The sequence below is a fragment of the Streptomyces sp. NPDC044033 genome, assembly GCF_056434425.1.
This window is the reverse complement of the sequence record NZ_JBWKFF010000008.1, coordinates 280,574-305,510: the sequence shown is the minus strand read 5'-3', so window position 1 is coordinate 305,510 and position 24,937 is coordinate 280,574. Positions and strand designations below refer to the sequence as shown.

Genomic DNA, 24,937 nt, shown 5'->3' with positions numbered 1-24,937 from the left:
CTTTCGCGTGCTCGTGCCCGTACGTCCGTATGGCTGTCCGTACGGGCGGTACGGGCACGGGCACGGCGTGGTCCCTAGTTGCGCATGACCTCCGGCTCGTGGCGGCGCAGCAGCCGGGCGACCGCGATGCCGCAGGCGACGCCGAGGGCGATGAGCACGACCATGTCCAGGCCCCAGGTCGCCGCGGAGTGCTCCCACAGCGGGTCGAGGTTGGTCGGGTCGCTCTTGTCCATCGGGGTCATGATGTGCGCCAGGTCGAGCGTCGCGCCCGCGGCGCCGACCGCCCAGCGGGACGGCATCAGCCAGGCGAACTGCTCGATGCCGGGCGAGTCATAGATCTTGAACAGGATGCCGGTGAAGACCACCTGGACGATCGCGAACATCACCAGCAGCGGCATCGTCTTCTCGGCGGTCTTGACCAGCGAGGAGATGACGAGGCCGATCATCATGGAGGTGAAGCCGAGGGCGATGATGACCAGGCACAGTTCCACGGCCGGGAGGTTGCCGAGGATGACGCCCTCCTCGGGCAGCTCGCGGATCGAGAGGCCGATCCCGCAGAGGATGACGCCCTGGATCGCGGTGATCACACCGAGGACGATCACCTTGGACATCAGATAGGCGGAGCGGGACAGGCCGACGGCCCGCTCCCGTTCGTAGATCACCCGTTCCTTGATCAGCTCGCGGACGGAGTTGGCGGCGCCCGAGAAGCACATGCCGACCGCGAGGATCAGCATGATGGTGCCCGCGTCCTGGTTGAAGTGGCCCTTCGTCGGCGCACCCAGCCCGAAGTCGGAGGGGATCACGCAGCTCACCCCGCCGAGCACGGCGGGCAGGATCAGCATCAGCCCCATGAAGCCGCGGTCGGAGGCGATGACCGAGGTGTAGCGGCGCATGAGCGTCCAGAGCTGGGAGCCCCAGTTCTGCGGCTTGGGCACCCGGGCCGGCGGCCGCTCCTGCTGCGCGTACGCCTGCTGGGGCGCGGCGGCGTCGAGGTCGGCGGCGTACATCTGGTAGTGCTGCGAGCCGCGCCAGCGGCCCGACCAGTCGTAGTCGCGGTAGTTCTCGAAGGCGGAGAAGACATCGGCCCAGGTGCTGTAGCCGAAGAAGTTCAGCGCCTCGTCGGGCGGGCCGAAGTAGGCGACCGAGCCGCCCGGGGCCATCACCAGGAGCTTGTCGCAGCTGGCGAGCTCGGCCACGGAGTGGGTGACGACCAGGACGGTGCGGCCGTCGTCGGCGAGGCCGCGCAGCAGCTGCATGACGTCGCGGTCCATGCCCGGGTCGAGGCCGGAGGTCGGCTCGTCCAGGAAGATCAGCGACGGCTTGGTGAGCAGTTCCAGGGCGACCGAGACGCGCTTGCGCTGGCCGCCGGAGAGGGAGTGGACCTTCTTGTCGGCGTGGATGTCGAGCTTGAGCTCGCGCAGCACCTCGCCTATCCGGGCCTCTCGCTCGTTCTCGGCGGTGTCACCGGGGAAGCGGAGCTTGGCGGCGTACCGCAGCGCTTTTCGGACACTGAGCTCCTTGTGCAGGATGTCGTCCTGCGGGACCAGGCCGATGCGCTGGCGCAGCTCGGCGAACTGCTTGTAGAGATTGCGGTTGTCGTAGAGGACCTCGCCCTGGTCGGCCGGGCGGTAGCCGGTGAGGGCGCGCAGCAGGGTGGACTTGCCGGAGCCCGACGGGCCGATGACCGCGATCAGCGACTTCTCGGGGACGCCGAAGGAGACGTCCTTGAGGATGGTCTTGTTCTCGGCGACCGTGACGGTCAGATGGCGGGCCGAGAAGGAGACCTCGCCGGTGTCGACGAATTCCTCCAGCCGGTCCCCGACCAACCGGAAAGTGGAGTGGCCGACTCCGACGATGTCGTTCGGGCCGATGATCTGATGGCGGACCGGCTGGCCATTGACATAGGTGCCGTTGTGGCTGCCGAGGTCGACGATTTCGAAGCGGCCGTCCGGGGCGGCCTTGAATTCGGCGTGATAACGGGAGACCTGAAGGTCTGAGACGACCAGTTCATTCTCCAGCGCGCGGCCGATGCGCATCAACCGGCCCAACGCCAACTGGTGGAAGGTGGTGGGGCTCCGGTCGCCGTGGGCCGGCGGCGCCGCCTGGCCGCCCATGCCCGGCTGCTGCTGCGCGGGTACGTACGCCTGCTGCGGCGGTTGGTGCGCCTGCTGCTGGTGCGGCTGCTGCCAGCCGGCCTGGGGTTGTACGGACTGCTGGTACGGCGCGGGCTGCTGGTGCTGCGGAGTTTGCTGGTGCTGTTGGTGCTGCGGAGGCTGCTGAGACCAGCCGGGGCCGGACTGCTGGTGCTGCGGGGCCGGGGCCCGCACGTCCTGCGCGACCTGCGGCGGTGCGGCGTTCGCCGGTTGCGCCGCGCTCGCCGGGTGCGCACCGGGGAACCCCGCGCCCGGGGCGGCGGCGGTGCCGGAGAGAATCAGCCGCGGCCCGTCGGTCGCGTTGCCGAGGTGGACGGTCGAGCCGGGACCGATCTCCATCCGCTGGACGCGCTGCCCCTGCACATACGTGCCGTTGGTGCTCCCATGGTCCTCGATGACCCAACTGCGCCCGTCCCAGCGCACAGTGGCGTGCCGCCATGAGACCCGGGCGTCCTCGATCGCCATGTCCCCGTGCGGATCCCGCCCAAGGGTGTATGACCTGGATGGATCGAGTGTCCAGGTCTGTCCGTTCAATTCCAGTACGAGTTCCGGCACTCCATGCCCCACTACTTGTCCCCCGAATTACCCCCCACGACAGGGAGTCTAGGGATGGCGAACATCGGGAGGAACTATTTCAGGCACAGTCCCTCATCTGAAAGTCGGGATTGATCAGGGCCCCGTAACAGGGGCCCGTTGACGCGACCGAAACACCCCCGGAGAGTGGTAACGCCCACGGATACGCACGGGTCGCGGGTATCCGGGCAATCGGCGTGGATCGGGGGGCCGTGATGACCACCAGCGGTAGGCGAACGGCGCGCGGCGCGGATATCGTCCTGACCTCCCTGGCGGCGGTGAGCTGGGCCTTCCTGGCGATGGCGGGGGTGGCGGCGCTCGGTCTGAAGCTGCTCGGGGCGGACGGCGCGGGCCGGCTCGGCCCGATGACCGCGGCCGCCGTGGTGCTCGCGGTCGGCGGGTCCGTCACCCCCTCCGGCGACCTCAAGGCGTTCGGTCTGGAGGGCGCGCAGGCGCGTACGGCCATCGATATCGCGCCACTGGGCGTGAGCCTGGTGGGCGCGCTCCTCCTCGGCTGGGTGTTCCTGCGGTCGTTGCGGGCCGCCGGGGCGACGATCCGGGGCACGGAGCTGGCGGCGCGCGCGGCGACCGTGACCGCCCTCTTCCTCGTGCTGCTCGGCGTGCTCGCCTGGGCCGGTTCGGACACCGTCACGATCGACGGCTCGGAACTGGGCCTCGACAAGATCGGCGGCGGGCGCACGGGCGTCGATGTCCCGGGCCTCGGCGATCTCGGGGACCTCGGCGGCGGGCTCGCGAACGGGCTCGCCGATCTGGCGAACGCCAAGGCGGCCGTCGGCTTCAGCGTACGGACGGGGGCCTCGCTGTCCGGCGGCGCGCTGTGGGTGCTCGCGGTGCTGCTGATCGCGCTGCTCTCGTCCCGCGGCACGCCGCTGCCGCGGGGCTGGGACGTGCTGCACCGGACCGTACGGCCGGTGGCCTCGGCGCTGCGCGCGGCGCTGGTGCTCGCGGTCTGCGCGGGGCTCGCGGCGGCCGTGTACGCGGCCATCGGCGACGACCATCCGCGCCGGGTGCTCGGCTCCGCACTGCTCGCGGCCCCGAACGGGGTCTGGCTCGGCCTCCCGATCGGGCTCTTCGTGCCGTGGCACGGCAAGGCGTCCGGCGCGCTGGTGGGGCTGCTGCCCGACCCGCTCGACAAGCTGCTCGGCTCGAAGACGGACGAAGCGGTGACGGTGGGGCGGCTGGCGGAACTGGACGGGCGGGTGTGGCTGCTGGTGGTCGCGTGTGCGCTGACGATGCTGGCCACGGGGGTGCTCGCGGCGGCCCGTACGCCCCGGAGCGGGCTGCGGCCGCTCGCCTTCGCGGCCCGACTGGCGGTGTGGCTGGGCGCGGTGACGGCGCTGTCGCTGCCGCTGCTGGTGTGGCTCACCCGGGTGAAGGCGGACGCGAGCCTGTCGGTGCTGGGCTTCGACGCGTTCGGGGCCGGGATCGACCTGCACGGGCACGCGGTGGCGGCGCTGCTGCTGGGCGCGGTCTGGGGGGCAGCGGCCGGGGCCGTCGGCGGACTGCTGGCGTGCGCGACGGGGGCCGCGGGGCGGTGGGCCGGCCCGTACGCGCGGGGGCGGGGCGGCGGGAGCGGGCCGGGGTTCGACGGCTCGCGCACCTATCCGGACCTGGCGTACGGGCCGGGCCCGTACAACCCCTCCTCCGGATACCGCCCGCACGACGAGACCAACCCGTATCTGCGCCCCGCCTCGGACGAGCCGTACTCGGCCCCGACCCGGACCGGCGCGCCGAAACCCCCGCCGCGCCGCCCGTACCGGCGGCCTCCGGAGGAGGGGCCGCCATCGCCGCCGCCCCCGCCGGGGGAACCGGGCGGGAGGGGCGGCGGACCGGGGCGGCCACGGGGCTGAGGGCGGGTCCGGGGGCGGGTCCGGGGGCGGGGCGGGGTGAGCCCAGGGGCCCAGGGCAGGTCCCACACATCCCATAGGCCCCACGCGGCGCGGCCGTCGGGGGCCGCTCACGGCCGCTCACGGCCACTCACCGAGGCCGCCGGCTGGTCCGCGGCAGCGGAGCGACAGCGCCCCGGACCCGCCGCCCGCGCGGCGCCCGGCATCCCAGCACCCGGGACACCTGTACGGTTCCCGCGCGCCGCCCTATACCGTATGAGCACCATGAGCGCATCGCAGACTCCGCCCGTCTCCGGCGTCCCCGCCGTCTCCGGTCCAGCCGGGGACGACTCCCCCACCCTCCTCGTCAAGATCTTCGGCAAGGACCGGCCCGGCATCACCGCCGGGCTCTTCGACACCCTCGCCGCCTGGTCGGTGGATGTCATAGACATCGAGCAGGTCGTCACCCGAGGCCGGATCGTGCTCTGTGCACTGATCACCGCCCCCACCGGCAGCGGCGCCACAGAAGGCGAGCTGCGGGCCACCGTGCACAGCTGGGCCGAGTCGCTGCATCTCCAGGCGGAGATCATCTCCGGCCGGGGCGACAACCGGCCCCGCGGTACGGGCCGTTCGCATGTCACCGTGCTCGGCCACCCGCTGACCGCCGAGTCGACGGCGGCCATCGCCGCCCGTATCACCGGCACCGGCGGCAACATCGACCGTATCTTCCGGCTCGCCAAGTACCCCGTCACGGCGGTGGAGTTCGCCGTCTCCGGGGCGGACACCCCCGTGCTGCGGACCGCGCTCGCCACCGAGGCGGCGCGGCTCGGCGTGGACGTGGCCGTCGTGGCGTCCGGCCTCCAGCGGCGGGCGCAGCGGCTCGTGGTCATGGACGTGGACTCGACCCTCATCCAGGACGAGGTCATCGAGCTCTTCGCGGGGCACGCGGGCTGCGAGGCCGAGGTCGCCGAGGTGACCGCTCAGGCGATGCGCGGCGAACTGGACTTCGCACAGTCGCTGCACGCGCGGGTCGCGCTGCTGGCGGGGCTGGACGAGTCCGTGGTGGACAAGGTGCGCGCGGAGGTCCGGCTCACGCCTGGCGCCCGTACGCTCATCCGCACCCTCAAGCGGCTCGGCTACCAGGTCGGGGTCGTCTCCGGCGGCTTCACCCAGGTCACGGACGACCTCCAGGAGCGGCTGGGGCTGGACTTCGCCTCCGCCAACACCCTTGAGGTGGTGGACGGAAAGCTGACCGGCCGCGTCACCGGGGAGATCGTGGACCGGGCGGGGAAGGCCCGGCTGCTGCGCCGGTTCGCCGAGGAGGCGAAGGTGCCGCTCGATCAGACCGTGGCGATCGGGGACGGCGCGAACGACCTGGACATGCTCAACGCGGCGGGTCTCGGCGTCGCGTTCAACGCGAAGCCGGTGGTGCGGCAGGCCGCGCACACCGCCGTGAACGTCCCCTTCCTGGACACGGTCCTGTATCTGCTGGGCATCACCCGCGAAGAGGTCGAGGCGGCCGACACCCACGAGTGAGGGCGGGCCGCGGACCACAGGCCGCCACCAGCGCCAGTACCGCCCACGGGTGAGGCGGGACACAGACCGCAGACTACGGACAGGAGCCCCGGAGCCGATGGCTCCGGGGCTCAGTGCGCTGTCGGGTCCGGCCGATGAGCTGATGGGCTACTCGTGCGGGGCCCAGAATTCGACGAGGCGGCCGATGCCGTGCTCGACGCCCTTCCAGGAGCCGTCGAATGCGATCACCGCGATGGAGGCGGTCGGGAAGCCGGAGCGGTTCATACGGGGCAGGAGGTCGCCCTCGGACTCGCCCGCGAGGGCGTCGGCCAGGGCGTGCATACCGGGGTTGTGGCCGACGATCAGCAGGTCGCGCACCTCGTCGGCGGTCTCGTTGAGCACGGCGATGAGTTCGCCCAGACTGGCCTCGTACAGCCGGTCCTCGTAGACGGTCCTGGGGCGCTGCGGCAGCTCGTGGACCGCGAGCTTCCAGGTCTCGCGGGTACGGGCCGCGGTCGAGCAGAGGGCCAGGTCGGGGTTGATGCCCGCGTCGGCGAGGCGGCGTCCGGCGATCGGGGCGTCCTTGCGGCCGCGCTCCGCGAGCGGACGTTCGTGGTCGTCCACGTCGGGCCAGTCGGCCTTGGCGTGCCGGAGAATGACGATCCTGCGGGATTCCGTGGCTTGGGGGGTCGTACCCCGGGAAGATGCGGCGGCGCTCATACCTCCAGCTTCGCATGAAACCGTCCGTGAGGCGCGGGGTGTTGAAAGCCTCGTTCACGCCGGGGGACGCCGCGGCCTTGACCGCCTCGACCGGCGCCCGGGCGCCTGAGCGCGCGGCTCACGCCGACCGCGCCGAAGCCCTTCTCCGCTTGCCGCTACCGCGCTGTGCGCGCTCCGCGCCGTGGTGCGCGAGCGCCGGGCCGGCTCATGGGAACGACGGACCGGCTCACGGAACGAGATGCCCGGAGCTCCCCGGACGTGTCCCGGCACTCCGTACCGGCGGGTGGCCGGCCCCGGCGGATTCAGGGCTTCCACGGACGCGGCCTCCCGCACCCAGCCCACGGTGAGCGTCGTGCCGGTGGGGAGGAAAGGAGGCGGCTCGGGCATGGGGGCGGGCTTTACGCCCCGGTCGGCGAAGGCCCGCAGGGGTCAGGGGTCTCTACTGCCGCCGGGCGGCTCGGGTCGGGGCTATGGGACGACGTACCCGTACGATCCCCGACGCGCCGCGCGGCCCATCACGGCCATTACAGCTGCTACGACCCGTACAGCCGCTACAGCCGCTACAGCCGCTACAGCCGCTTCGACCACTACAGCCATTACGACAGCAGGCCGCCGAGCATGTTCCGGACCAATTCCAGTGCGTGTGCGGCCGAGTCGGCGTTCACCGAGTCCGCGGCCGCGGGCGAGACCATCAGGACGAACAGCACGACGAAGGTCACGGCGGGCAGCGCCAGGGCCCACCAGGGCAGTCGCGTCTGCACGGCACGGGGAACGGGGATGTGGGTGTGCGTGTCGGCGGACACGGGGATCGCCTCCGGGCGGTTCGATCGGGCACCGCTGATTCGCGGTGTACGTCAAACCTATGGAGCGGGGGTCGTCCAGCCCATCCGGTGACCCACCCACTTCTCCCTGAGCCAGCTCCCCTAGGGGTGGTAGGGCTAACCCCACCATCGGGGCCGCCGGCGGGGGTCAGGGGGACGCGATGGAGGCGATGACCGCGATGACGACGGTGATCACGAGCATCACGCCGAGGATGGTCAGCAGGGTCTTCTGACCGTTTTTGGGGTTCTCATCGAGCACGGGCATGGGGCAAGTCTCCCACCCTGCCCGGCGGTCGCGCCGCGGGGTCCGGCACTCGCTCCGGAGCCCGCCGGACCTGCCGGTCGGACCTGCCCATCAGCTGCCCGCCAGACCTGCCCGCCGGAACCGCCCGTCAGACCTCGTCCTCGATGACGCGGTCGCGGCCCGCCAGTATCCCCGCGAAGATCTGAGGCACCAACAGAGCCGCCATCAGAGCGATCGGCTGCCCCCAGCCGCCGCTGTGCTGGTAGAGCACGCCGACGAGCAGCGGGCCGGGGATGGCGATGAGGTAGCCGGTGCTCTGTGCGAAGGCGGAGAGGCGGATCACGCCCGCGCTGGTCCGTGCCCGCATCCCGATCATCGTCAGGGCCAGCGGGAAGGCGGAGTTGGCGATGCCGATCAGCAGCGCCCACGCCCAGGCGCCCCCGGCCGGAGCGAGGTAGAGCCCGGCATAGCCGGTGAGACCGAAGAAGCCGAGGAGCACGACGAGCGGGCTCTGGGTGCGCAGCCGGGCGGCTACGCGCGGCAGCACGAAGGAGAGCGGCACGCTCACCAGCATGACCACGGCCAGCAGCACCCCCGAGGTCGAGGCGGACATCCCCGCGTCGCGGAAGATCTGCGGCATCCAGCCCATGGTGATGTACGCGCCGGTGGCCTGGAGGCCGAAGAAGACGGCCATGGCCCAGGCGGTGGCGGAGCGGGTGATGGGGGCGCGGGCCTCGCCCGGCGCGGTGCCCGCTCCCCCGCCGGGTGCGGCGTTCGGCGCGCTCCGGTGCGTACGGTCGCGGGCGATGGCCGTCCAGGGCACCACCGCGAGGGCGGCGAGCACAGCCCACGCGCCGAGCCCGAGGCGCCAACTGCCGCCCAGCGCATGGGTCATGGGCACGGTCGCGGCGGCCGCCGCCGCGGTGCCCAGGGCCATCGCCATGGAGTAGACGCCCGTCGTCGAGCCGACCCGGTCGGGGAAGTAGCGCTTGACGATCACCGGCATCAGGACGTTGGAGACGGCTATGCCGGCCAGTGCGAGGGCGCTCGCGGCAAGGAAAGCGGCCGTGCCGTCGGCGAACGGCCGCAGGGCGAGGCCCGCGGCGATGGCCGCCATGCCCGCGCAGACGACCGTGCCGGGGCCCCACCGGCGCGAGAGCCGGGGCGCGGCGAAGCCGAAGACGGCGAAGCACAGGGCGGGCACCGAGGTGAGCAGTCCGGCGACGGCCCCGCTCATGCCGAGGCCGGTGCGCACCTCCTTGAGGAGGGGGCCGAGGCTGGTGACGGCGGGGCGGAGGTTGAGGGCGGCGAGTACGAGGCCCGCGATCACCAGCGGGCGCAGCCACCGCGAGTCGGCGCCACGGGAGCCCGGCGCCTCAGGTGCCTTCGGCGTCTCGTGGCCGCGGTCCGCCGCGCCGGGGCTGCTCGTCATGACCTCTTCATCTGCCATTGGCCCATCATAGGATCATGGGATGAATAGCTGCCCCGATTCTCATGAGGCGGACCGCTTCCACCGTTCACGCTCAGGAGCGTTATGCCGCTGAACTCGCCCCGGCGCTCCGCCCTCGCCGACCAGGTGATCGCCGGGCTGCGGAACCAGATCACCTCCGGCGAGTGGCCCGTCGGCTCCCGCATCCCGACCGAGCCCGAGCTGGTCGAACAGCTCGGTGTGGCCCGTAACACCGTCCGGGAGGCGGTGCGCGCGCTCGCGCACAACGGCCTGCTGGACATCCGGCAGGGCTCGGGCACGTATGTCGTCGCCACCAGCGAGCTGGCCGGGGTGATGCTCCGCCGCTTCGCGGACTCCGACCCGGAACACGTCACGGAGCTGCGCGGCGCGCTGGAGACGAAGGCCGCGGCGCTGGCCGCCCGGCGGCGCACCGAGGCGGATCTGCGGCAGCTTGAGGCGCTGCTCGACCGGCGCGAGCGGGCGTGGGAGTCGGGGGACGCGGAGCTGTTCGTGGAGGCCGACGCGACCTTGCACACGGCCGTCGTGGCCGCCTCGCACAACGAGGTGCTGATCGAGCTGTACGCGGATCTCGGCGGGGTGCTGCGCGACTTCCTGCGCGCGGACGTCGGCACGGAGCTGCGGCCGGAGGCCCTGGTGGACCACTCCCGGCTGGTGGCCGCGATCCGCGCGGGCGACAGCGAGAAGGCGGCAGCCGAGGCCGCGGCGCCCCCCTTCGGCTGCCGCCCGGCGCACGGCACCCGGGGCTGACGGACTGACGGACTGACGGACTGACGGACTGACGGGCTGACGGGCTGACGGGCTGACGGACGGAAGACCCGGAAGGCCGCCGGGGCCATCGCCTCAATGATGGGTCACCCAGGCCGCGCGGATCTCCTTCCAGCAGCGCCCCGCGAGCGAGACGTGCTGGGCGGGTCCGACGGCGGTGCTCGCCCCGTCCATGTCGGGGTCCCACCAGCGGGCGCACTCGACGTGCAGCTGTACCCGGTCCGCGAAGGCGTTGGGGTTGAAGCAGTCGGCGGTGGCGTGGGAGCCGCGTATCTCGGCGCGGCACTGCGTCTCGGACCGGTCCGCCGACGGCGACGGCCGCTCGGTCCGTACGAGCGGTACGTGCTCGGCTCGTACGCCCGGTATGTGCTCGGCCTGCACGAACGGTACGTCCCCGGCCCGTACGTCCCCGGCCCGTACGTCCTCGGCCCGTATGGACGGTGCGGCCTCGGCTCGTACGTCCGCGGAACGGTCGACCCGTATGTGCGCGGCGTGCTCGGCCGCCGCGGTGGGCGGCAGGGCCGCGAAGCCGAGACCGGTGACGGCCAGGGCGGCCGCGGCCAGGCGGCGGGGCGTGCGCATGGCGGCACCTCCTCGGCCGTACCGCGGCGGTCTGCCGCGGCTGCACCTCAAGGGGAACGCCCTTCCACAGTGCCCGGCGAGACCCCCCGGCCGCCCGGGCTGCTGGACCGAACGGGCGACGCCCCGGCCCCCGCGCGCTGCGGGTTCCGGGGCGTCGTCGCGTACGTCGGTCCGTACGGGCCTGCGCGGGTCGTGAGCGCTCAGGCCCCCATCATGTGCACGCCGCCGTCGACGTGGACGATCTCGCCCGTGGTCCGCGGGAAGAAGTCCGAGAGCAGGCCGACGACGCCGCGGCCGGCGGGCTCCGGGTCGGTGAGGTCCCAGCCGATGGGCGCGCGGTGGTTCCAGACGTCCGCGAGCTCCTCGAAGCCGGGGATGGACTTGGCGGCCATCGACTTGATGGGGCCGGCCGAGACCAGGTTGCAGCGGATGTTCTTGGCGCCCAGGTCCCGCGCGAGGTAGCGGTTGGTGGACTCCAGGGCCGCCTTGGCGACGCCCATCCAGTCGTACTTCGGCCAGGCGAACTGCGCGTCGAAGGTGAGGCCGACGACCGAGCCGCCGTGCTCCATGAGCGGCAGGCAGGCCATGGTCAGGGACTTCAGCGAGTACGCCGAGACCTGCACCGCGGTCGAGACGTCCTCCCAGCCGGCCTCCAGGAAGTTGAAGGCGCCCTGCGGGCCGAAGGCGATGGAGTGCACGACGCCGTCCAGGCCCGCGCCGTCGCCCTGGAGCTCGCGGACCTTGTCGGCCAGCCCGTCGAGGTGCTCCTGGTTGGTGACGTCCAGCTCGATGACCGGGGCCGGCTTGGGCAGGCGCTTGGCGATGCGCTCGACGAGGGAGAGCCGGCCGAAGCCCGTGAGGATCACCTCGGCGCCCTCGTTCTGGGCGACCTTCGCGGCCTGGAAGGCGATCGAGGACTCCGTGAGGACGCCCGACACCAGAATGCGCTTGCCTGCAAGGATTCCACTCATACTGATCAGTGACCCATGCCCAATCCGCCGTCGACAGGAATGACGGCTCCAGTGATGTATGCGGCCTCGTCCGAGGCGAGGAAGCGGACCGAGGCGGCGACCTCGGCCGGCTCCGCGTAACGCCCCAGCGGGACCTGCCCGACGATGCCCTTGCGCTGCTCATCGGTGAGCACACGGGTCATGTCGGTGTCGACGAAGCCGGGGGCGACGACGTTGACCGTGATGTTACGGGAGCCCAGCTCACGGGCGAGGGAACGGGCGAAGCCGACCAGCCCGGCCTTGGAGGCGGCGTAGTTGGCCTGTCCCGCGGACCCCATCAGCCCCACGACGGAGGAGATGAGCACGACCCGGCCCTTGCGGGCGCGGAGCATGGCCTTCGAGGCGCGCTTGACGACCCGGAAAGTGCCGGTGAGGTTGGTGTCGACGACCGACGAGAAGTCCTCCTCGGACATCCGCAGCAGCAGCTGGTCACGGGTGACACCCGCGTTGGCCACCAGCACCTCGACCGCGCCCTGCTTCTCCTCGATCTCCTTGTACGCCTGCTCGACCTGCTCGGGGTCCGTGATGTCGCACTTCACGGCCAGGTACCCGGCCGGCGGCTCACCGGAGCGGTAGGTGATGGCGACCTTGTCGCCGGCGTCGGCGAAGGCCTGGGCGATGGCGAGGCCGATGCCCCGGTTGCCTCCGGTGACGAGAACCGAGCGGCTCAACGGATCACCCTTTCGTAGGTGGTGCTGGATACACCGAACGTATCGGTCCACGTCGCCGTAGAGAGAATCGAGCTCCGACAGGGGCGAGTGGCGGTCCCTGTCGGGTCTCTACAGAAGTGGACGCGAACGGCCCCGGTCAAAGACTCCGCGAGGTCGGCGGGGCGCCCGACCGTAAGCCCCTGTCCACCGGCACCTCCGCCGCCGTGCGTGTCAGGCGGACGGCATCGGGCCGGGGCACTGGGCCGGTGCAGCCTCACCACCTTCACCCGACCGACCCCTGGCCGTCGTGCTCTTGTCGTGCTCTTGGAGACCTCAGCGGCGCGACGTACGTTGAGGGCGATGACGCTGCGCCCTGCGCCAAGGTGTTCGAGCGCATCCGTGCGGCGGCCCTGCCAGTGGAGGACTCGCTCGTACGGATCACCGAGATGGAAGAAGGTCACCGAAAGTGGACGACCGGAAGCCGGAGCTCCACGCCGACAAACTTTCCAGTGCCGAATGGCACAAGTCCTCCGCCAGTGGAGCGGAGCACAATTGCGTCGAGATCACCGACCTCCCCGGCGGCGGAATCGCCATCCGCGATTCCAAGAACACCAGTCTCGAACCGCTGCGGTTCAATGCCTCCGAATGGGCCGCCTTCCGCGAAGGCGTCATATCCGGGGAACTCTGATCCCCGACGAACGACCAGTGGCCACCGCACCCCAGCAACGAGGTGCCACGATCACCACGGTTGACAGGGGGAAACGCAAGTGAACGACGATCGCAAAGCAGAGCTGTACACCTTCGACCTCTCCGCAGCCACCTGGCGTAAAGCTGCGGCCAGCGGCCCGGAGAACAACTGCGTAGAGATCGCCGACTTGCCCGGCGGGGCGGTCGCCATACGCGACTCCAAAAACACCCACCACGAACCGCTGCGGTTCAACGCCTCCGAATGGACCGCCTTCCGCGAAGGCGTCATATCCGGGGAACTCTGAACCCCGACGAATGAACGGTGGCCACCGCACCCCAGCAACGGGGCGCGACGGCCACCGTCGCATGTCAAGACCAGGCGGCAAGCCAACAGGAAAGGCGCTGGGCATCGGGGCACCCGAGCGGCATGATGCGCAGGAACCACTACCGGAGGATGCCGTGTCTGCTGCTTCGCCACACTCCAACGACATCGACGCGTCGTTTCTCGCGTTGCCGCTGCGCCCCCTGGCCGACGCGGCGCTGGCCCGGGCGCGGGCGCTGGGGGCCGATCACGCCGACTTCCGATTCGAGCGGGTGCGCAGCGCGTCGTGGCGGCTGCGGGATGCCAGGCCCGCGGGGGCCTCGGACACCACGGATCTGGGCTACGCGGTCCGCGTGGTGCACGGCGGGACGTGGGGGTTCGCGTCCGGGGTGGATCTGACGATGGACGCGGCGGCCCGGGTGGCCGGGCAGGCCGTGGCGATGGCGAAGCTGTCGGCGCGGGTGATCGCGGCGGCCGGTTCCGACGAGCGGGTGGAGCTGGCGGCGGAGCCCGTGCACGCGGAGCGCACATGGGTCTCCTCGTACGAGGTCGATCCGTTCACCGTGCCGGACGCGGAGAAGACGGACCTGCTGGCCGACTGGAGTGCCCGGCTGCTGGGCGCGGACGGGGTGACGCACGCGGACGCGGTGCTGATGACCGTGCACGAGAACAAGTTCTACGCCGATACGGCCGGCACGGTGACGACCCAGCAGCGCGTCCGGCTGCACCCGCAGCTCACGGCGGTCGCGGTGGACCCGTCTAGCGGTGAGTTCGACTCGATGCGGACGATCGCCCCACCGGTGGGGCGTGGTTGGGAGTATCTGACGGACGGCCGTTACGACTGGGGCGCGGAACTGGCGCGCATCCCGGAGCAGTTGGCGGAGAAGATGCGCGCCCCGAGCGTCGAGGCGGGCGCGTACGACCTGGTGGTGGACCCGTCCAATCTGTGGCTGACGATCCATGAGTCGATCGGCCACGCCACGGAGCTGGACCGGGCGCTCGGTTACGAGGCGGCGTACGCGGGGACGTCCTTCGCCACCTTCGATCAGCTGGGCACGCTGAAGTACGGCTCCGAGATCATGAATGTGACCGGTGACCGCACGGTCGAGCACGGCCTGTCGACCGTCGGCTACGACGACGAGGGCGTGGCCGGCCAGTCCTGGGACCTGGTCAGGGACGGCACGCTGGTCGGCTATCAGCTGGACCGGCGGATCGCGAAGCTGACCGGCTTCGAGCGGTCCAACGGATGCGCGTACGCGGACTCGCCGGGCCATGTGCCCGTACAGCGGATGGCGAACGTCTCGCTGCGGCCGGCGCCGGAGGGGCCGTCCACGGAGGAGCTGATCTCGGGCGTCGAGCACGGCATCTATGTGGTGGGCGACCGGTCGTGGTCCATCGATATGCAGCGCTACAACTTTCAATTCACGGGGCAGCGCTTCTACCGGATCGAGCACGGGCGGCTGGCGGGTCAGCTGCGCGATGTCGCCTACCAGGCCACGACCACGGACTTCTGGGGCTCGATGGCCGCGGTCGGCGGCCCGGGGACGTACGTGCTGGGCGGGGCCTTCAACTGTGGCAAGGCCCAGCCGGGCCAGGTCGCGGCGGTCTCGCACGGCTGCCCCTCCGCGCTCTTCGAGGGCGTCAGCATTCTCAACACCACGCAGGAGGCCGGCTGATGGCCCGCCGCCTGCCGCACGCCGCGTGCCCGGCGGCACGGCCTTTCCCAGCAGCCCTCGGACAGCACCGCCACCACCCCGCCCAGGAGGCCGGCCGATGAGCCCTCGCAGCAGCAAGCCCCACGAGATCGTCGAACGGACCCTGGAGCTGTCCCGCGCGGACGGTTGCGTGGTCATCGCCGAGGAGCGGTCCACCGCCAACCTCCGCTGGGCGGGCAACGCGCTGACGACCAACGGCGTCACCCGCGGCCGTGCGCTGACCGTCGTCGCGACGGTCGACGGGGCGCAGGGCACCGCCTGCGGCGTCGTGTCCCGCTCGGCCGTCACGGCCGACGAGCTGGAGCCGCTGGTACGGGCCGCCGAGGAGGCCGCGCGGACCGCCGGGCCGGCCGAGGACGCCCGGCCGCTGGTGGCGGGCGTGCCGCACTCCCCCGACTTCGCCGACGCGCCCGCCGAGACCTCCTCCGAGGTCTTCGCGGACTTCGCCCCGGCGCTCGGCGAGTCCTTCGCACGGGCCCGCGCGGACGGCCGGAAGCTGTACGGCTTCGCCAGCCACGAGGTCGCCTCCACTTACCTCGGCACCTCCACGGGGCTGCGGCTCCGCCACGACCAGCCCGCCGGCACCTTGGAGCTGAACGCGAAGGCCGCCGGCCAGGACGGCGGGCCGGTGCGGTCCGCCTGGGCGGGGCGGGCCACGCGGGACTTCAAGGACGTCGACCCGGCGGCGCTGGACGCCGGCCTCGCCCGGCGGCTCGCCTGGGCCGAGCGGCGCACCGAGCTGCCGGCGGGGCGGTACGAGACGCTGCTGCCGCCGACGGCCGTGGCCGACCTGATGATCTACCAGCAGTGGCAGGCGTCGGCCGCGCGGGACGCGGTGGAGGGCCGTACGGTCTTCTCCCGGCCCGGCGGCGCCACCCGTATCGGTGAGCGGCTGTCCGAGCTGCCGCTCACCCTGCGCAGCGACCCGGCGGAGCCGGGTCTGGAATCGGCGCCGTTCGTGATCGCGCACTCCTCGGAGGAGGACTCGTCGGTCTTCGACAACGGCCTGCCGCTCACCGCCACCGACTGGATCCGCGACGGGGTGCTGAACCGGCTGCTGGCCACGCGCCACAGCGCCGCGCTCACGGGGCAGCCCGTCGCCCCGAGCGTCGACAACCTCATCCTCGACGGGGGCGGCACCCGTTCGCTGGAGGAGATGATCGCGGGAACGGAGCGCGGGCTGCTGCTGACGAGCCTGTGGTACATCCGCGAGGTCGACCCGGCCACCCTGCTGCTGACGGGGCTGACGCGGGACGGCGTCTATCTGGTGGAGCACGGCGAGGTCGTCGGCGAGGTGAACAACTTCCGCTTCAACGAGTCGCCGGTCGGTCTGCTCTCCCGCGCCGCCGAGGCGGGCCGCACCGAGCCCACGCTGCCGCGCGAGTGGGGCGACTGGTTCACCCGGGCCGCGATGCCCGCGCTGCGGGTGCCGGACTTCAACATGAGCTCCGTCAGCCAGGGGGTGTGAACCGCCGAATAGACTGGTCCCGACCATCCGACCCGTTCACCGATCATCAGGAACGCCATGACACGCCTCGGCGAATCCGTCGCCCGCGCCAGCGAGCTCCTCGCGCAGGACCTCTCCTCCGACCAGACGGTCGAGCAGCTGCTCACCGAGACGGGCTCGCGGCGCTATCTCGACCTGACGGACCTGTCCGCCGCGGAGCAGGCGGAGCTGATCGCCGGGCGGGCCGTGAACGTACTGCCGTCGGCGGAGAAGCTGGCCGAGGAGATCGAGTCCGTACGGGCCGCGGGCCGCGGCCTGAAGGTGAAGCTCGGCATCGACCCCACCGGGGCCGATGTGCACCTGGGCCACACGGTGCCCATGATCGTGCTGAGCCGCTTCCAGCGGATGGGCCATGACGTCACGCTGCTGATCGGCGACATCACGGCCAAGATCGGCGACCCGTCGGGGCGGTCCGCGGAGCGCCCGCCGCTGACGGACGAGGACATCGCCCGGCACCTGTCCACGTACCAGGACCAGGTCCGGCCGTTCTTCGACTTCGACAAGGTCGGCGTGCGGTTCAACAGCGAGTGGCTGGCGGGGATCACGCTGCCGAAGCTGATCGGCATCCTCGCCCAGGTCCCGGCCTCGCAGCTGCTCCAGCGCGACGACTTCCGCAACCGGCTGGCGGCCGGCTCGGGGCTGACCATGTCGGAGCTGATCTACCCGATCGCGATGGCCATCGACTCCGCCGAGCTCGACTGCGACATCGAGCTGGGCGGCGTCGACCAGCTGCTCAACATGCAGATGGGCCGCAAGGTGATGGAGATCTACGGTCAGCGGCCGCAGATGATCGCCACCATGCCGCTGATCGAGGGGACCGACGGCACCGGCGCGAAGATGAGCAAGTCCAAGGGGAACGCGGTCGCCCTGACCGCGCCCGCCGACGATGTCTTCGGCAAGATCATGTCGATTCCGGACCGGCTGATGGTCCCGTACCTGCGGGCCTGGACCGAGTGGACCGACGCCGAGATCGAGGCGGCGGGCGCGCGGCTGGAGGCGCGGACGCTGCACCCGATGGACCTGAAGAAGGTCCTGGCCGGTGAGGTGGTGGCCGCGCTGTACGGGGTGCCGGCGGCGATGGCGGCGCGGGCGGGGTTCACGGCGCAGTTCTCGAAGAAGAGCTTCGTCGACGTCGACTCGCTGCCGGTGGTGGAGATGGCCGAGCACGGCGAGAAGCCCGTCACGGCCGTGCTCGCCACGGTCCTGGAGTTCCAGCCCAGCGCGTCGGCGGCCCGCCGGGTGGCCAAGCAGAACGGGCTGCGGCTGGTCGTGGAGACCGGGGACGGCCAGGAGTCGATCGTGCTGGCCGAGGCGGAGGCCATCCGGCCGCTGGGCGAGGTCGTCGCCGAGGTGCTGGCGAAGGCCGGCCTCGGCGCCGAGGGCGGCGTGTACCTGAAGGCCGGCCGCAAGCTCGCCCAGCTCCGGGGCGTTCAGGGGGCCTGACACACCGACCGCACGGCGGCGCGGCTGTCAGGTCCTGTCCGACGGACCGGGCGCCGCGCCGCCTGGCGCGGCGCCTCGCCGCGCTGTCGGGATGGTCTCCGCATCTCTCGCCGGAGGGTGATCCTCCGCCTCCGCCTCCGCCTTGCGGTCGCAAGCGCCGGACGCCGCCCCTGACCCCCTGGCCGGACGCCGCCCCCGGCCCCCTGGCCCCTCGCCCCCTGGCCGAGCGGCGGCCCTCCCCCGAACACGCTCTAGCGGCGGGGCCTCGTACCGGCTCGAACCAGCTCTCGTGCCAGGTCAGTGCTTTCCGGAAGGCTGTCGAGCGAGAGGGGCTGCGTGGCGACAGCCCCCTCGTGCAGAACGAGGAGTTGGGTCGCGAGGGTGGCCGGGCGGGAGCAGCCCGCAGTGGCGGCGAGTTCCTCGAACAGGTTCAGCAGCCACAGCTTCTGTGCCGCGGCGATGCGGTACGCGGGATGCGCGGGGTCCGGGAGTTCAGCCAGCGCGTTGATGAACGCGCAGCCGCGGGAATGGGTCCCGCTCCAGGTCCGCAGCGCCTCGAAGGGCGCGGTGACGGCCTCGGCGGGGGTGCCGCTGCCGTCGACGGCGGCGCGGACGAGCGACCGCCAGCGCCGGTCGCGTTCCGTGAGGTAGACCGCCACGAGGTGGTCCTTCGAGCCGAACTGGTTGTACAGGGTCCGCTTGGTCACGCCGGAGTGCTCAGCGATCAGATCCACGCCGACCGCTGTGATCCCGCGGTTGTAGAACAGCTCCTCGGCCGCCGCCACGATGCGGCGGCCCGCCGGCGTCAAAGGTCGCGCTTCCCGCACGAGCCACTCCTTCACTGATCGGTGTACGGTGGGAGATGTTCACAGATCAGTATACCTACGAGGAGGTTCAGACGATGAGCGTGTCCGACTTCATGAGCGCGGTACGCATCACACGGCACGGCGGACCGGAGGTCCTTGAGTCGGCGAAGGTGGCCGTGCCCGCCCCGCGGGCAGGAGAGGTACTGGTCCAGGTCAGCGCGGTGGCCCTCAACAACACCGACCTGTGGACCCGGGAGGGCGCCTACGGCCGCCCGGGAGATCCGGGGGCGCGGTCGGGCTGGCGGGGCCCGATCGACTTCCCGCGCATCCAGGGCGCCGACGTGGCAGGCCGGATCGTGGCCGTCGGTACCGGAGTGGCGGAGGGGCTCGTCGGGCGTCGGGTGGTCGTCGACCCGGCGATCTACGACGGCGACGGGCCGGACGCGAACCCGGTGGGCCTGATGGGGAGCGAACGCGACGGCGGTTACGCCGAGTACGTGACAGCTCCGGCGGAGCGTGTCCATGACGTGACGGAATCCCCGCTCACGGACGACCAGCTCGCGGCGTTGCCCACCGCCTACGGCACGGCGCTGGGCATGATCGAACGGGGCCGGCTGCGGGACGGGGAGACCGTCCTGGTCTCGGGCGCGTCCGGCGGCGTCGGCCTCGCGCTGGTCCAGATCGCCCGTGCGCGCGGCGCGAGGGTGCTCGCCATCAGCAGCGGACCCAAGATCGACGCGGTGCGCGAGGCAGGCGCGCACGACGTCATCGACCGCGCGGGAGACGTGACCGAGCAGATCCGCGCCGCCGCCCCGGAGGGCATCGACGTCGCGCTCGACGTCGTGGCCGGCGAGCTGGTCGGCGAGGGGCTGCCGCTGCTGCGCGAAGGGGGCCGGTGGGTCATCGCCGGCGCGCTCGGCGGCTACGGCGTGACCTTTGACGTACGCCGCCTCTACCTGCACAACGCCCAGGTCATCGGGTCCGCGATGCACACGCCCACGCACTTCGGCCTCCTCATGGACCTGGCCCGCCGGGCCGAGGTGCAGCCCGTCATCGCCGCGGCCTTCCCCTTGGACCAGGCCGCTCGGGCGCAGGAAGAGCTCTCCCGCAGGGGGCACGTGGGAAAGATCGTCATGCGTCCCTGAGTTCCGTCCGGCGGATGCGGATCACGGGCGGAGTCACGAGCAACCGCCGTGGCGGTGACCGCGCCGCGGCGGTGACCGCGCCGGGGCGGACGTAGGGGATTTCCGTCGATCACCTGACGGTGACCGTTCCACCGTCCGCCGCGCAGCCCCGTCGCTGGAGTGGATCGGCGCGCGTCAGGTCGCCCCGCCCCGTGCCGGACGCCGACGAGCCGAGAGCTACCCGACCCGCCGGACAGGACCTGATCGGCAATCAGCCGGGAAGCCACCCGTCAATCAGGTGGCTTCCCGGCTCCCGTACTCCTGATCCCTCGCGCTCCTGGCCCCTCGTACCCCTGAGCCATCGCGCCCTTGAGCTCTTGAGCCCCTGAGCCCTTGAGTTCGGCCCGCCCTCGCGGGCCGCTCAGGTGCGCTGCTTGTTGCCCCGTACCGCGGCCCATAGCCGGTCGCCCACGGCGACGATCACGACCGCGCCCGCCAGTTGCAGCAGGTGCCGCGTCCAGTCGATGCCGCGTGTGTCGTTGACGCCGAGCCCGGTGGCCGCCCAGTTGCCCAGGACGCTGCCGAGGATGCCGAAGACAGCCGTCAGCCAGAGCGGGATCTGCTGCTTGCCCGGGAGGATCGCCTTGGCGATCAGACCGAGCACCAAACCGACGATAATGGCCCACAACCAGCTCATGTCGCCTCCTATGCGGCGCGATGTGGCATGCCCAGCCAGTCTCCGTCCGATACCCGTACGGCGCATGTCGGACCGGGTCGTACGAGGTAGGTACGACAGGGGACGGCATCCCGGGATGTGCCCCGGCCTCGAACCCGGACGTGGCTCGGCGTAACGTTGGCTACGTCCCGGACGGGGAGAGCCGGCACTGCGATCAGGTGGTGGAACGTGATGCGGAAGCAGAGCGGTGCTGAGTCCTTCCGGATCACCGGCGCCCGGCAAGGGCTGACGGAGGACGTGCGGGGCCGGCAGCGGCGCTACATCATCTCCATGTCGGTAAGGACCCTGGCCGTCATCGCGACCGTCGTGTTGTGGGATGTCGAGCGGTTTGTGGCCATCGCGACGCTGGTTCTGGGCGTGGCACTGCCTTATATCGCGGTGGTCATCGCCAACGCGGGCCGGGAGAACGCCCCTTCGCTGCCGGGCACCTTCGTCCCCCCGCCGACCCGTCCGATGCTGGTCGCCGGTGCGGCGGAGCCCGCCGCGGAACCGGTCCCGGAAGCCAAAGCCCATGAGCGGAGCGAGGGTTCGGCACCGCAGAGCTGACCTTCAGCGGGGCATAAAGCTCAAGAAAAGCTCAGATCAATCATGTGGTTCCGGTGCACCGCCTCGGCTCGCCCGTGACATACTTCGTATGCGCTCCGCATCCCCCGTCGGAGCGACGGACCGACGCCGGGCGGCTCCCCCCGTGGCTGCCCGGCGTCGCTCATGTGCACACTGGTGGCTGTGAACGACGAATCGCCGATCTGCTCGGCCAAGGGCTGCCGTGCCGCCGCCGTGTGGGTGCTGGCGTGGAACAACCCGAAGATCCACACTCCGGAGCGTCGCAAGACGTGGCTCGCGTGCGACGAGCACCGCGAGCACCTCTCCCAGTTCCTCGGCGTACGGTCGATGCTCAAGGACGTGGTGACGCTCGCCGACTGGGAGGCGGGGGCCGGCGAACGGTCAGCCACCGATGGCTGACATCGGGCGCTGAGGCTGGAGGAAGGCCGGGTCGTCCAGGCCGGAACCGGCCTTCTTTCCCCACATCGCGAGCTTCCAGCGGCGGGCGATCTCCTCGTCGGGCGCGTCCGAGCGCAGCGCGCCGCGCAGGTCCGACTCCTCCTGGGCGAACAGGCACGTGCGGATCTGTCCGTCGGCCGTGAGCCGGGTGCGGTCGCAGGCGGCGCAGAACGGGCGGGTGACGGAGGCGATGACGCCCACCCGGGCCGGGCCGCCGTCGACGATCCACCGCTCGGCGGGCGCGGAGCCGCGCGCGTCGTCGCTCTCGGGGGTGAGGGTGAAGCGGGTGCGCAGCGACGTCAGGATGTCCCCGGCGGTGATCATGCCGTCACGCTTCCAGCCGTGCTGGGCGTCGAGGGGCATCTGCTCGATGAAGCGGAGTTCGTAGTCGTTCTCGACGGCCCAGGCGAGCAGGTCGGGCGCCTCATCGTCGTTCAGACCGGGCATCAGGACGGAGTTGACCTTGACCGGGGTGAGTCCCGCGTCGCGGGCGGCCGCGAGGCCGTCCAGCACGTCGCTGTGGCGCTTGCGCCGCGTCATGGTCTGGAAGACGTCGGGGCGCAGCGTGTCGAGGGAGACGTTGACGCGGTCGAGGCCGGCGTCGGCGAGGGCCCGGGCGGTGCGCTGGAGGCCGATGCCGTTGGTGGTCAGCGACATCTTGGGGCGCGGTTCGAGGGCGGCGCAGCGCTCGACGATGGAGACGAGGCCGGGGCGCAGCAGCGGTTCGCCGCCGGTGAAGCGGACGTCGGTGATACCCAGGTCGGTGACTGCTATACGGATCAGCCGGACGATCTCGTCATCGGTGAGCAGATCGGGCTTGGCAAGCCACTGCAGCCCCTCTTCCGGCATGCAGTAGGTGCAGCGGAGGTTGCAGCGGTCGGTAAGGGAGACGCGGAGGTCGGTGGCGACGCGACCAAAGGTATCGATGAGCATGGTGGCGGCCCCTCCTGCGGGAATGAACCATGGATACATCCAATTGTCCCGCAGCGTACGCGATAGGTCGGACACTCGGCGCTTGACCGAAGTGAGCGCCGGTGACCCTGCGCGATGAGGGGCCGCCCCGGCCGTACGGCCGGCTGGTGATCGTTACGGGCCAGTGGAGCTAGTGCGCGCCGTAGCCGGTGAGCGAGCGGACCTCCAGTTCGGCGTACTTACGGGCGTCCGGCCGCTCCTTCGACAGCAGCGAGCCGAGCCAGCCGAGCAGGAAGCCCAGCGGGATGGAGACCAGGCCGGGGTTGGCGAGCGGAAAGTAGTCGAAGGCCATGCCGGGGAAGAGCGCCTTCTCGTTGCCGGACAGCACCGGCGAGAAGATCACCAGCGCCACCGAGGAGACGAGCCCGCCGTAGATCGACCAGACCGCGCCCTGGGTGGTGAAGCGCTTCCAGAAGAGGCTGTAGAGGATGGTCGGCAGGTTGGCGGAGGCCGCGACGGCGAAGGCGAGAGCCACCAGCGCCGCGGCGTTGAGCCGGTGGGCGAAGATGCCGAGCGCGATGGAGATCGCGCCGATGACGACGGCCGCGAACTTGGCGGTGAGGACCTCCTCCCGCTCGCTGGTGCGGCCCTTGCGGATGACGTTGGCCCACAGGTCGTGCGCGAAGGACGCGGACGATGCGAGGGTCAGGCCCGCGACCACGGCGAGGATGGTGGCGAAGGCGACCGCGGAGATGACGGCGAGCAGGATCGCGCCGCCGGTCGAGTCCGCGCCGCCGCCGACCTCCTGGGCGAGCAGCGGGGCCGCGGTGTTGCCCGCCTCGTTGGAGGCGATGATCGCCTTGGAGCCGACGAGGGCGGCGGCGCCGAAGCCGAGCGCGATGGTCATCAGGTAGAACGCGCCGATGATGCCGATGGCCCAGTTGACGGACTTACGGGCGGCCTTGGCGGTGGGCACCGTGTAGAAGCGGATGAGGATGTGCGGCAGTCCGGCGGTACCGAGGACGAGCGCGATGCCGAGCGAGATGAAGTTGAGTTTGGACGTGCCGTCCTTGCCGTATTGGAGGCCGGGTTCGAGGAACGCCTTGCCCTTGCCGCTCTCCTTGGCCGCCTCTCCGAGCAGCGTGGAGATGTTCCAGCCGAACTTGTTGAGCACCAGGATCGTGACCAGCAGGGTGCCCGCGATGAGCATGACCGCCTTGACGATCTGCACCCACGTGGTTCCCTTCATGCCGCCGATGGTCACGTACAGCACCATGACGATGCCGACGAGGGCGATGATCCAGCGCCGCGCGCCCTCGCCCGTCGCGCCGAGCAGCAGCGCGACCAGGGCGCCCGCGCCGACCATCTGGGCGAGCAGGTAGAAGATCGAGACGACGATGGTGGAGGTGCCGGCGGCGGTGCGTACGGGCCGCTGCTTGAGGCGGTAGGCGAGCACGTCGGCCATGGTGAACCGGCCAGAGTTGCGCAGCGGTTCGGCGACCAGCAGGAGGGCGACGAGCCAGGCGACGAGGAAGCCGATGGAGTAGAGGAAGCCGTCGTAGCCGAAGAGGGCGATGGCGCCGGCGATGCCGAGGAAGGAGGCGGCGGACATGTAGTCGCCGGAGATGGCCAGGCCGTTCTGGAAACCGGTGAAGGAGCGGCCGCCGGCGTAGAAGTCGGTGGCGTCCTTGGTCTGCCGGCCGGCCCAGATCGTGATGCCGAGGGTGATGGCGACGAAGACGGAGAAGAGCGAGATGATCAGGGTGCGGTGCTCGGTGGCGGCCGCGGCGGCGGCGAGCTGCTGACTGGTGATCACGCGTCGCCCTCCAGGCGCTCTTTGATGGCCTTGGCCTTCGGGTCGAGACGGGCGGCGGCGTGCCGGGAGTACCACCACGCGATGAGGAACGTGGTCAGGAACTGGGCCAGCCCGAACACGAAGGCGATGTTGACGTTCCCGACGACCTGGGTACTCATGAAGCCGCCCGCGTAGTTGGACAGCAGCACGTACAGCAGGTACCAGGCGATGAACGCGACGGTGAGCGGGAAGGCGAACGAGCGCTGTGAGCGCCGCAGTTCGGCGAATTCTTCACTGGACTGGACGTCGGTGAAGCGATCCGGCCCGCCCTGCCCTTCGGCGGTGTGTGGTGCGGAGTCCACGGTCTCTCTCCTGACAAGCGGCAGCGGCGCGTGAGCCATTGACATGTGATCCGGGTCACGCATCGTAGAGGGGTGCGGCGCCATTCGACAGAGGGTTGTGGTTGAAGTCGACAAGAACCACCTTCCGGGGCGACACCGCCCGTGCGTGGCTTCGTTGTCCAGATGTGAACAGTGC

General features: G+C 71.2%; 24 protein-coding genes. 11 read left to right on the top strand and 13 right to left on the bottom strand.

The features are described from left to right. Window positions 1-74: 74 nt before the first annotated feature. Window positions 75-2,708, bottom strand: a complete 2,634-nt coding sequence (locus AC07AB_RS17450) for an ABC transporter ATP-binding protein/permease (RefSeq protein WP_478567062.1) — start codon at window positions 2,706-2,708, stop codon at window positions 75-77. Between the two features lie 233 nt (window positions 2,709-2,941). Here AC07AB_RS17450 and AC07AB_RS17445 point away from each other — a divergent pair, with 233 nt between their 5' ends. Both AC07AB_RS17445 and serB read left to right on the top strand, forming a co-directional pair. After that, window positions 2,942-4,597, top strand: coding sequence for a streptophobe family protein (locus AC07AB_RS17445; RefSeq protein ID WP_478567059.1), 1,656 nt, complete (start codon window positions 2,942-2,944; stop codon window positions 4,595-4,597). 261 nt (window positions 4,598-4,858) lie between these two features. Then, a complete protein-coding gene (gene serB / locus AC07AB_RS17440) occupies window positions 4,859-6,109 on the top strand; it encodes a phosphoserine phosphatase SerB (protein ID WP_478567056.1) in 1,251 nt (416 codons plus the stop codon). 147 nt (window positions 6,110-6,256) lie between these two features. Here serB and AC07AB_RS17435 read toward each other — a convergent pair whose 3' ends face one another. The 4 genes from AC07AB_RS17435 to AC07AB_RS17420 all read right to left on the bottom strand — a co-directional run bounded on the left by AC07AB_RS17435 (window position 6,257) and on the right by AC07AB_RS17420 (window position 9,323). Next, window positions 6,257-6,808 (bottom strand): SixA phosphatase family protein, encoded by a 552-nt coding sequence (locus AC07AB_RS17435; protein WP_478567053.1) that lies wholly within the window; start codon window positions 6,806-6,808, stop codon window positions 6,257-6,259. Window positions 6,809-7,404: 596 nt separating this feature from the next. Further along, the gene (locus tag AC07AB_RS17430) at window positions 7,405-7,611 is read right to left on the bottom strand and encodes a hypothetical protein (RefSeq protein ID WP_478567051.1); all 207 of its coding nucleotides are present in this window, start codon (window positions 7,609-7,611) and stop codon (window positions 7,405-7,407) included. A 166-nt stretch (window positions 7,612-7,777) separates the two neighbouring features. Continuing rightward, the gene (locus AC07AB_RS17425) at window positions 7,778-7,894 is read right to left on the bottom strand and encodes an SGM_5486 family transporter-associated protein (protein WP_478567048.1); all 117 of its coding nucleotides are present in this window, start codon (window positions 7,892-7,894) and stop codon (window positions 7,778-7,780) included. 127 nt (window positions 7,895-8,021) lie between these two features. Continuing rightward, window positions 8,022-9,323, bottom strand: coding sequence for a CynX/NimT family MFS transporter (locus AC07AB_RS17420; RefSeq protein WP_478567045.1), 1,302 nt, complete (start codon window positions 9,321-9,323; stop codon window positions 8,022-8,024). Window positions 9,324-9,407: 84 nt separating this feature from the next. Here AC07AB_RS17420 and AC07AB_RS17415 point away from each other — a divergent pair, with 84 nt between their 5' ends. Beyond that, window positions 9,408-10,091 (top strand): FadR/GntR family transcriptional regulator, encoded by a 684-nt coding sequence (locus tag AC07AB_RS17415; protein WP_478567042.1) that lies wholly within the window; start codon window positions 9,408-9,410, stop codon window positions 10,089-10,091. 93 nt (window positions 10,092-10,184) lie between these two features. Here the strand turns inward: AC07AB_RS17415 and AC07AB_RS17410 are convergent, their stop codons facing one another. The 3 genes from AC07AB_RS17410 to fabG all read right to left on the bottom strand — a co-directional run bounded on the left by AC07AB_RS17410 (window position 10,185) and on the right by fabG (window position 12,372). After that, on the bottom strand, window positions 10,185-10,691 hold the full coding sequence (locus AC07AB_RS17410; protein ID WP_478567039.1) for a hypothetical protein: 507 nt from the start codon (window positions 10,689-10,691) through the stop codon (window positions 10,185-10,187). A gap of 200 nt (window positions 10,692-10,891) precedes the next feature. After that, entirely contained in the window at window positions 10,892-11,662 is a 771-nt protein-coding gene (gene fabI, locus AC07AB_RS17405; RefSeq protein ID WP_478567036.1) for an enoyl-ACP reductase FabI, read from the bottom strand. 5 nt (window positions 11,663-11,667) lie between these two features. Beyond that, a complete protein-coding gene (fabG, locus tag AC07AB_RS17400; protein WP_478567033.1) occupies window positions 11,668-12,372 on the bottom strand; it encodes a 3-oxoacyl-[acyl-carrier-protein] reductase in 705 nt (234 codons plus the stop codon). Between the two features lie 445 nt (window positions 12,373-12,817). Between fabG and AC07AB_RS17395 the strand changes: the two genes are divergently transcribed. From AC07AB_RS17395 to tyrS, 5 genes are all read left to right on the top strand, one after another. Continuing rightward, a complete protein-coding gene (locus AC07AB_RS17395; protein ID WP_478567031.1) occupies window positions 12,818-13,039 on the top strand; it encodes a DUF397 domain-containing protein in 222 nt (73 codons plus the stop codon). Window positions 13,040-13,118: 79 nt separating this feature from the next. Then, window positions 13,119-13,343: a DUF397 domain-containing protein gene (locus AC07AB_RS17390; RefSeq protein ID WP_478567028.1), complete on the top strand. Its 225-nt coding sequence runs from the start codon at window positions 13,119-13,121 to the stop codon at window positions 13,341-13,343. A gap of 154 nt (window positions 13,344-13,497) precedes the next feature. Beyond that, complete coding sequence (locus tag AC07AB_RS17385) at window positions 13,498-15,036, top strand: TldD/PmbA family protein (RefSeq protein ID WP_478567025.1); 1,539 nt, start codon at window positions 13,498-13,500, stop codon at window positions 15,034-15,036. 97 nt (window positions 15,037-15,133) lie between these two features. Beyond that, entirely contained in the window at window positions 15,134-16,543 is a 1,410-nt protein-coding gene (locus AC07AB_RS17380; protein ID WP_478567022.1) for a metallopeptidase TldD-related protein, read from the top strand. A 57-nt stretch (window positions 16,544-16,600) separates the two neighbouring features. Beyond that, window positions 16,601-18,025 (top strand): tyrosine--tRNA ligase, encoded by a 1,425-nt coding sequence (gene tyrS / locus AC07AB_RS17375; RefSeq protein WP_478567019.1) that lies wholly within the window; start codon window positions 16,601-16,603, stop codon window positions 18,023-18,025. A 251-nt stretch (window positions 18,026-18,276) separates the two neighbouring features. On the opposite strand, the gene AC07AB_RS17370 is transcribed toward tyrS, so the two are convergent. Continuing rightward, window positions 18,277-18,852, bottom strand: a complete 576-nt coding sequence (locus AC07AB_RS17370) for a TetR/AcrR family transcriptional regulator (protein ID WP_478567016.1) — start codon at window positions 18,850-18,852, stop codon at window positions 18,277-18,279. Between the two features lie 74 nt (window positions 18,853-18,926). Between AC07AB_RS17370 and AC07AB_RS17365 the strand changes: the two genes are divergently transcribed. Then, entirely contained in the window at window positions 18,927-19,976 is a 1,050-nt protein-coding gene (locus AC07AB_RS17365; RefSeq protein ID WP_478567013.1) for a zinc-binding dehydrogenase, read from the top strand. 400 nt (window positions 19,977-20,376) lie between these two features. Here AC07AB_RS17365 and AC07AB_RS17360 read toward each other — a convergent pair whose 3' ends face one another. Further along, window positions 20,377-20,652, bottom strand: coding sequence for a GlsB/YeaQ/YmgE family stress response membrane protein (locus AC07AB_RS17360; RefSeq protein WP_478567010.1), 276 nt, complete (start codon window positions 20,650-20,652; stop codon window positions 20,377-20,379). A 210-nt stretch (window positions 20,653-20,862) separates the two neighbouring features. Here AC07AB_RS17360 and AC07AB_RS17355 point away from each other — a divergent pair, with 210 nt between their 5' ends. Together AC07AB_RS17355 and AC07AB_RS17350 are read left to right on the top strand one after the other, a co-directional pair. Next, entirely contained in the window at window positions 20,863-21,237 is a 375-nt protein-coding gene (locus tag AC07AB_RS17355) for a DUF3099 domain-containing protein (protein WP_478567007.1), read from the top strand. A gap of 180 nt (window positions 21,238-21,417) precedes the next feature. After that, on the top strand, window positions 21,418-21,654 hold the full coding sequence (locus AC07AB_RS17350; RefSeq protein WP_478567005.1) for a hypothetical protein: 237 nt from the start codon (window positions 21,418-21,420) through the stop codon (window positions 21,652-21,654). Here the strand turns inward: AC07AB_RS17350 and moaA are convergent. The 3 genes from moaA to AC07AB_RS17335 form a co-directional block, all read right to left on the bottom strand. Continuing rightward, on the bottom strand, window positions 21,637-22,626 hold the full coding sequence (moaA, locus tag AC07AB_RS17345) for a GTP 3',8-cyclase MoaA (RefSeq protein WP_478567002.1): 990 nt from the start codon (window positions 22,624-22,626) through the stop codon (window positions 21,637-21,639). The genes AC07AB_RS17350 and moaA overlap by 18 nt on opposite strands. A 169-nt stretch (window positions 22,627-22,795) precedes the next feature. Continuing rightward, complete coding sequence (locus AC07AB_RS17340) at window positions 22,796-24,421, bottom strand: solute symporter family protein (RefSeq protein WP_478566999.1); 1,626 nt, start codon at window positions 24,419-24,421, stop codon at window positions 22,796-22,798. Beyond that, window positions 24,418-24,762, bottom strand: coding sequence for a DUF485 domain-containing protein (locus AC07AB_RS17335; RefSeq protein WP_478566996.1), 345 nt, complete (start codon window positions 24,760-24,762; stop codon window positions 24,418-24,420). Before AC07AB_RS17335 ends, AC07AB_RS17340 begins: the two co-directional genes overlap by 4 nt. Window positions 24,763-24,937: the final 175 nt, after the last annotated feature.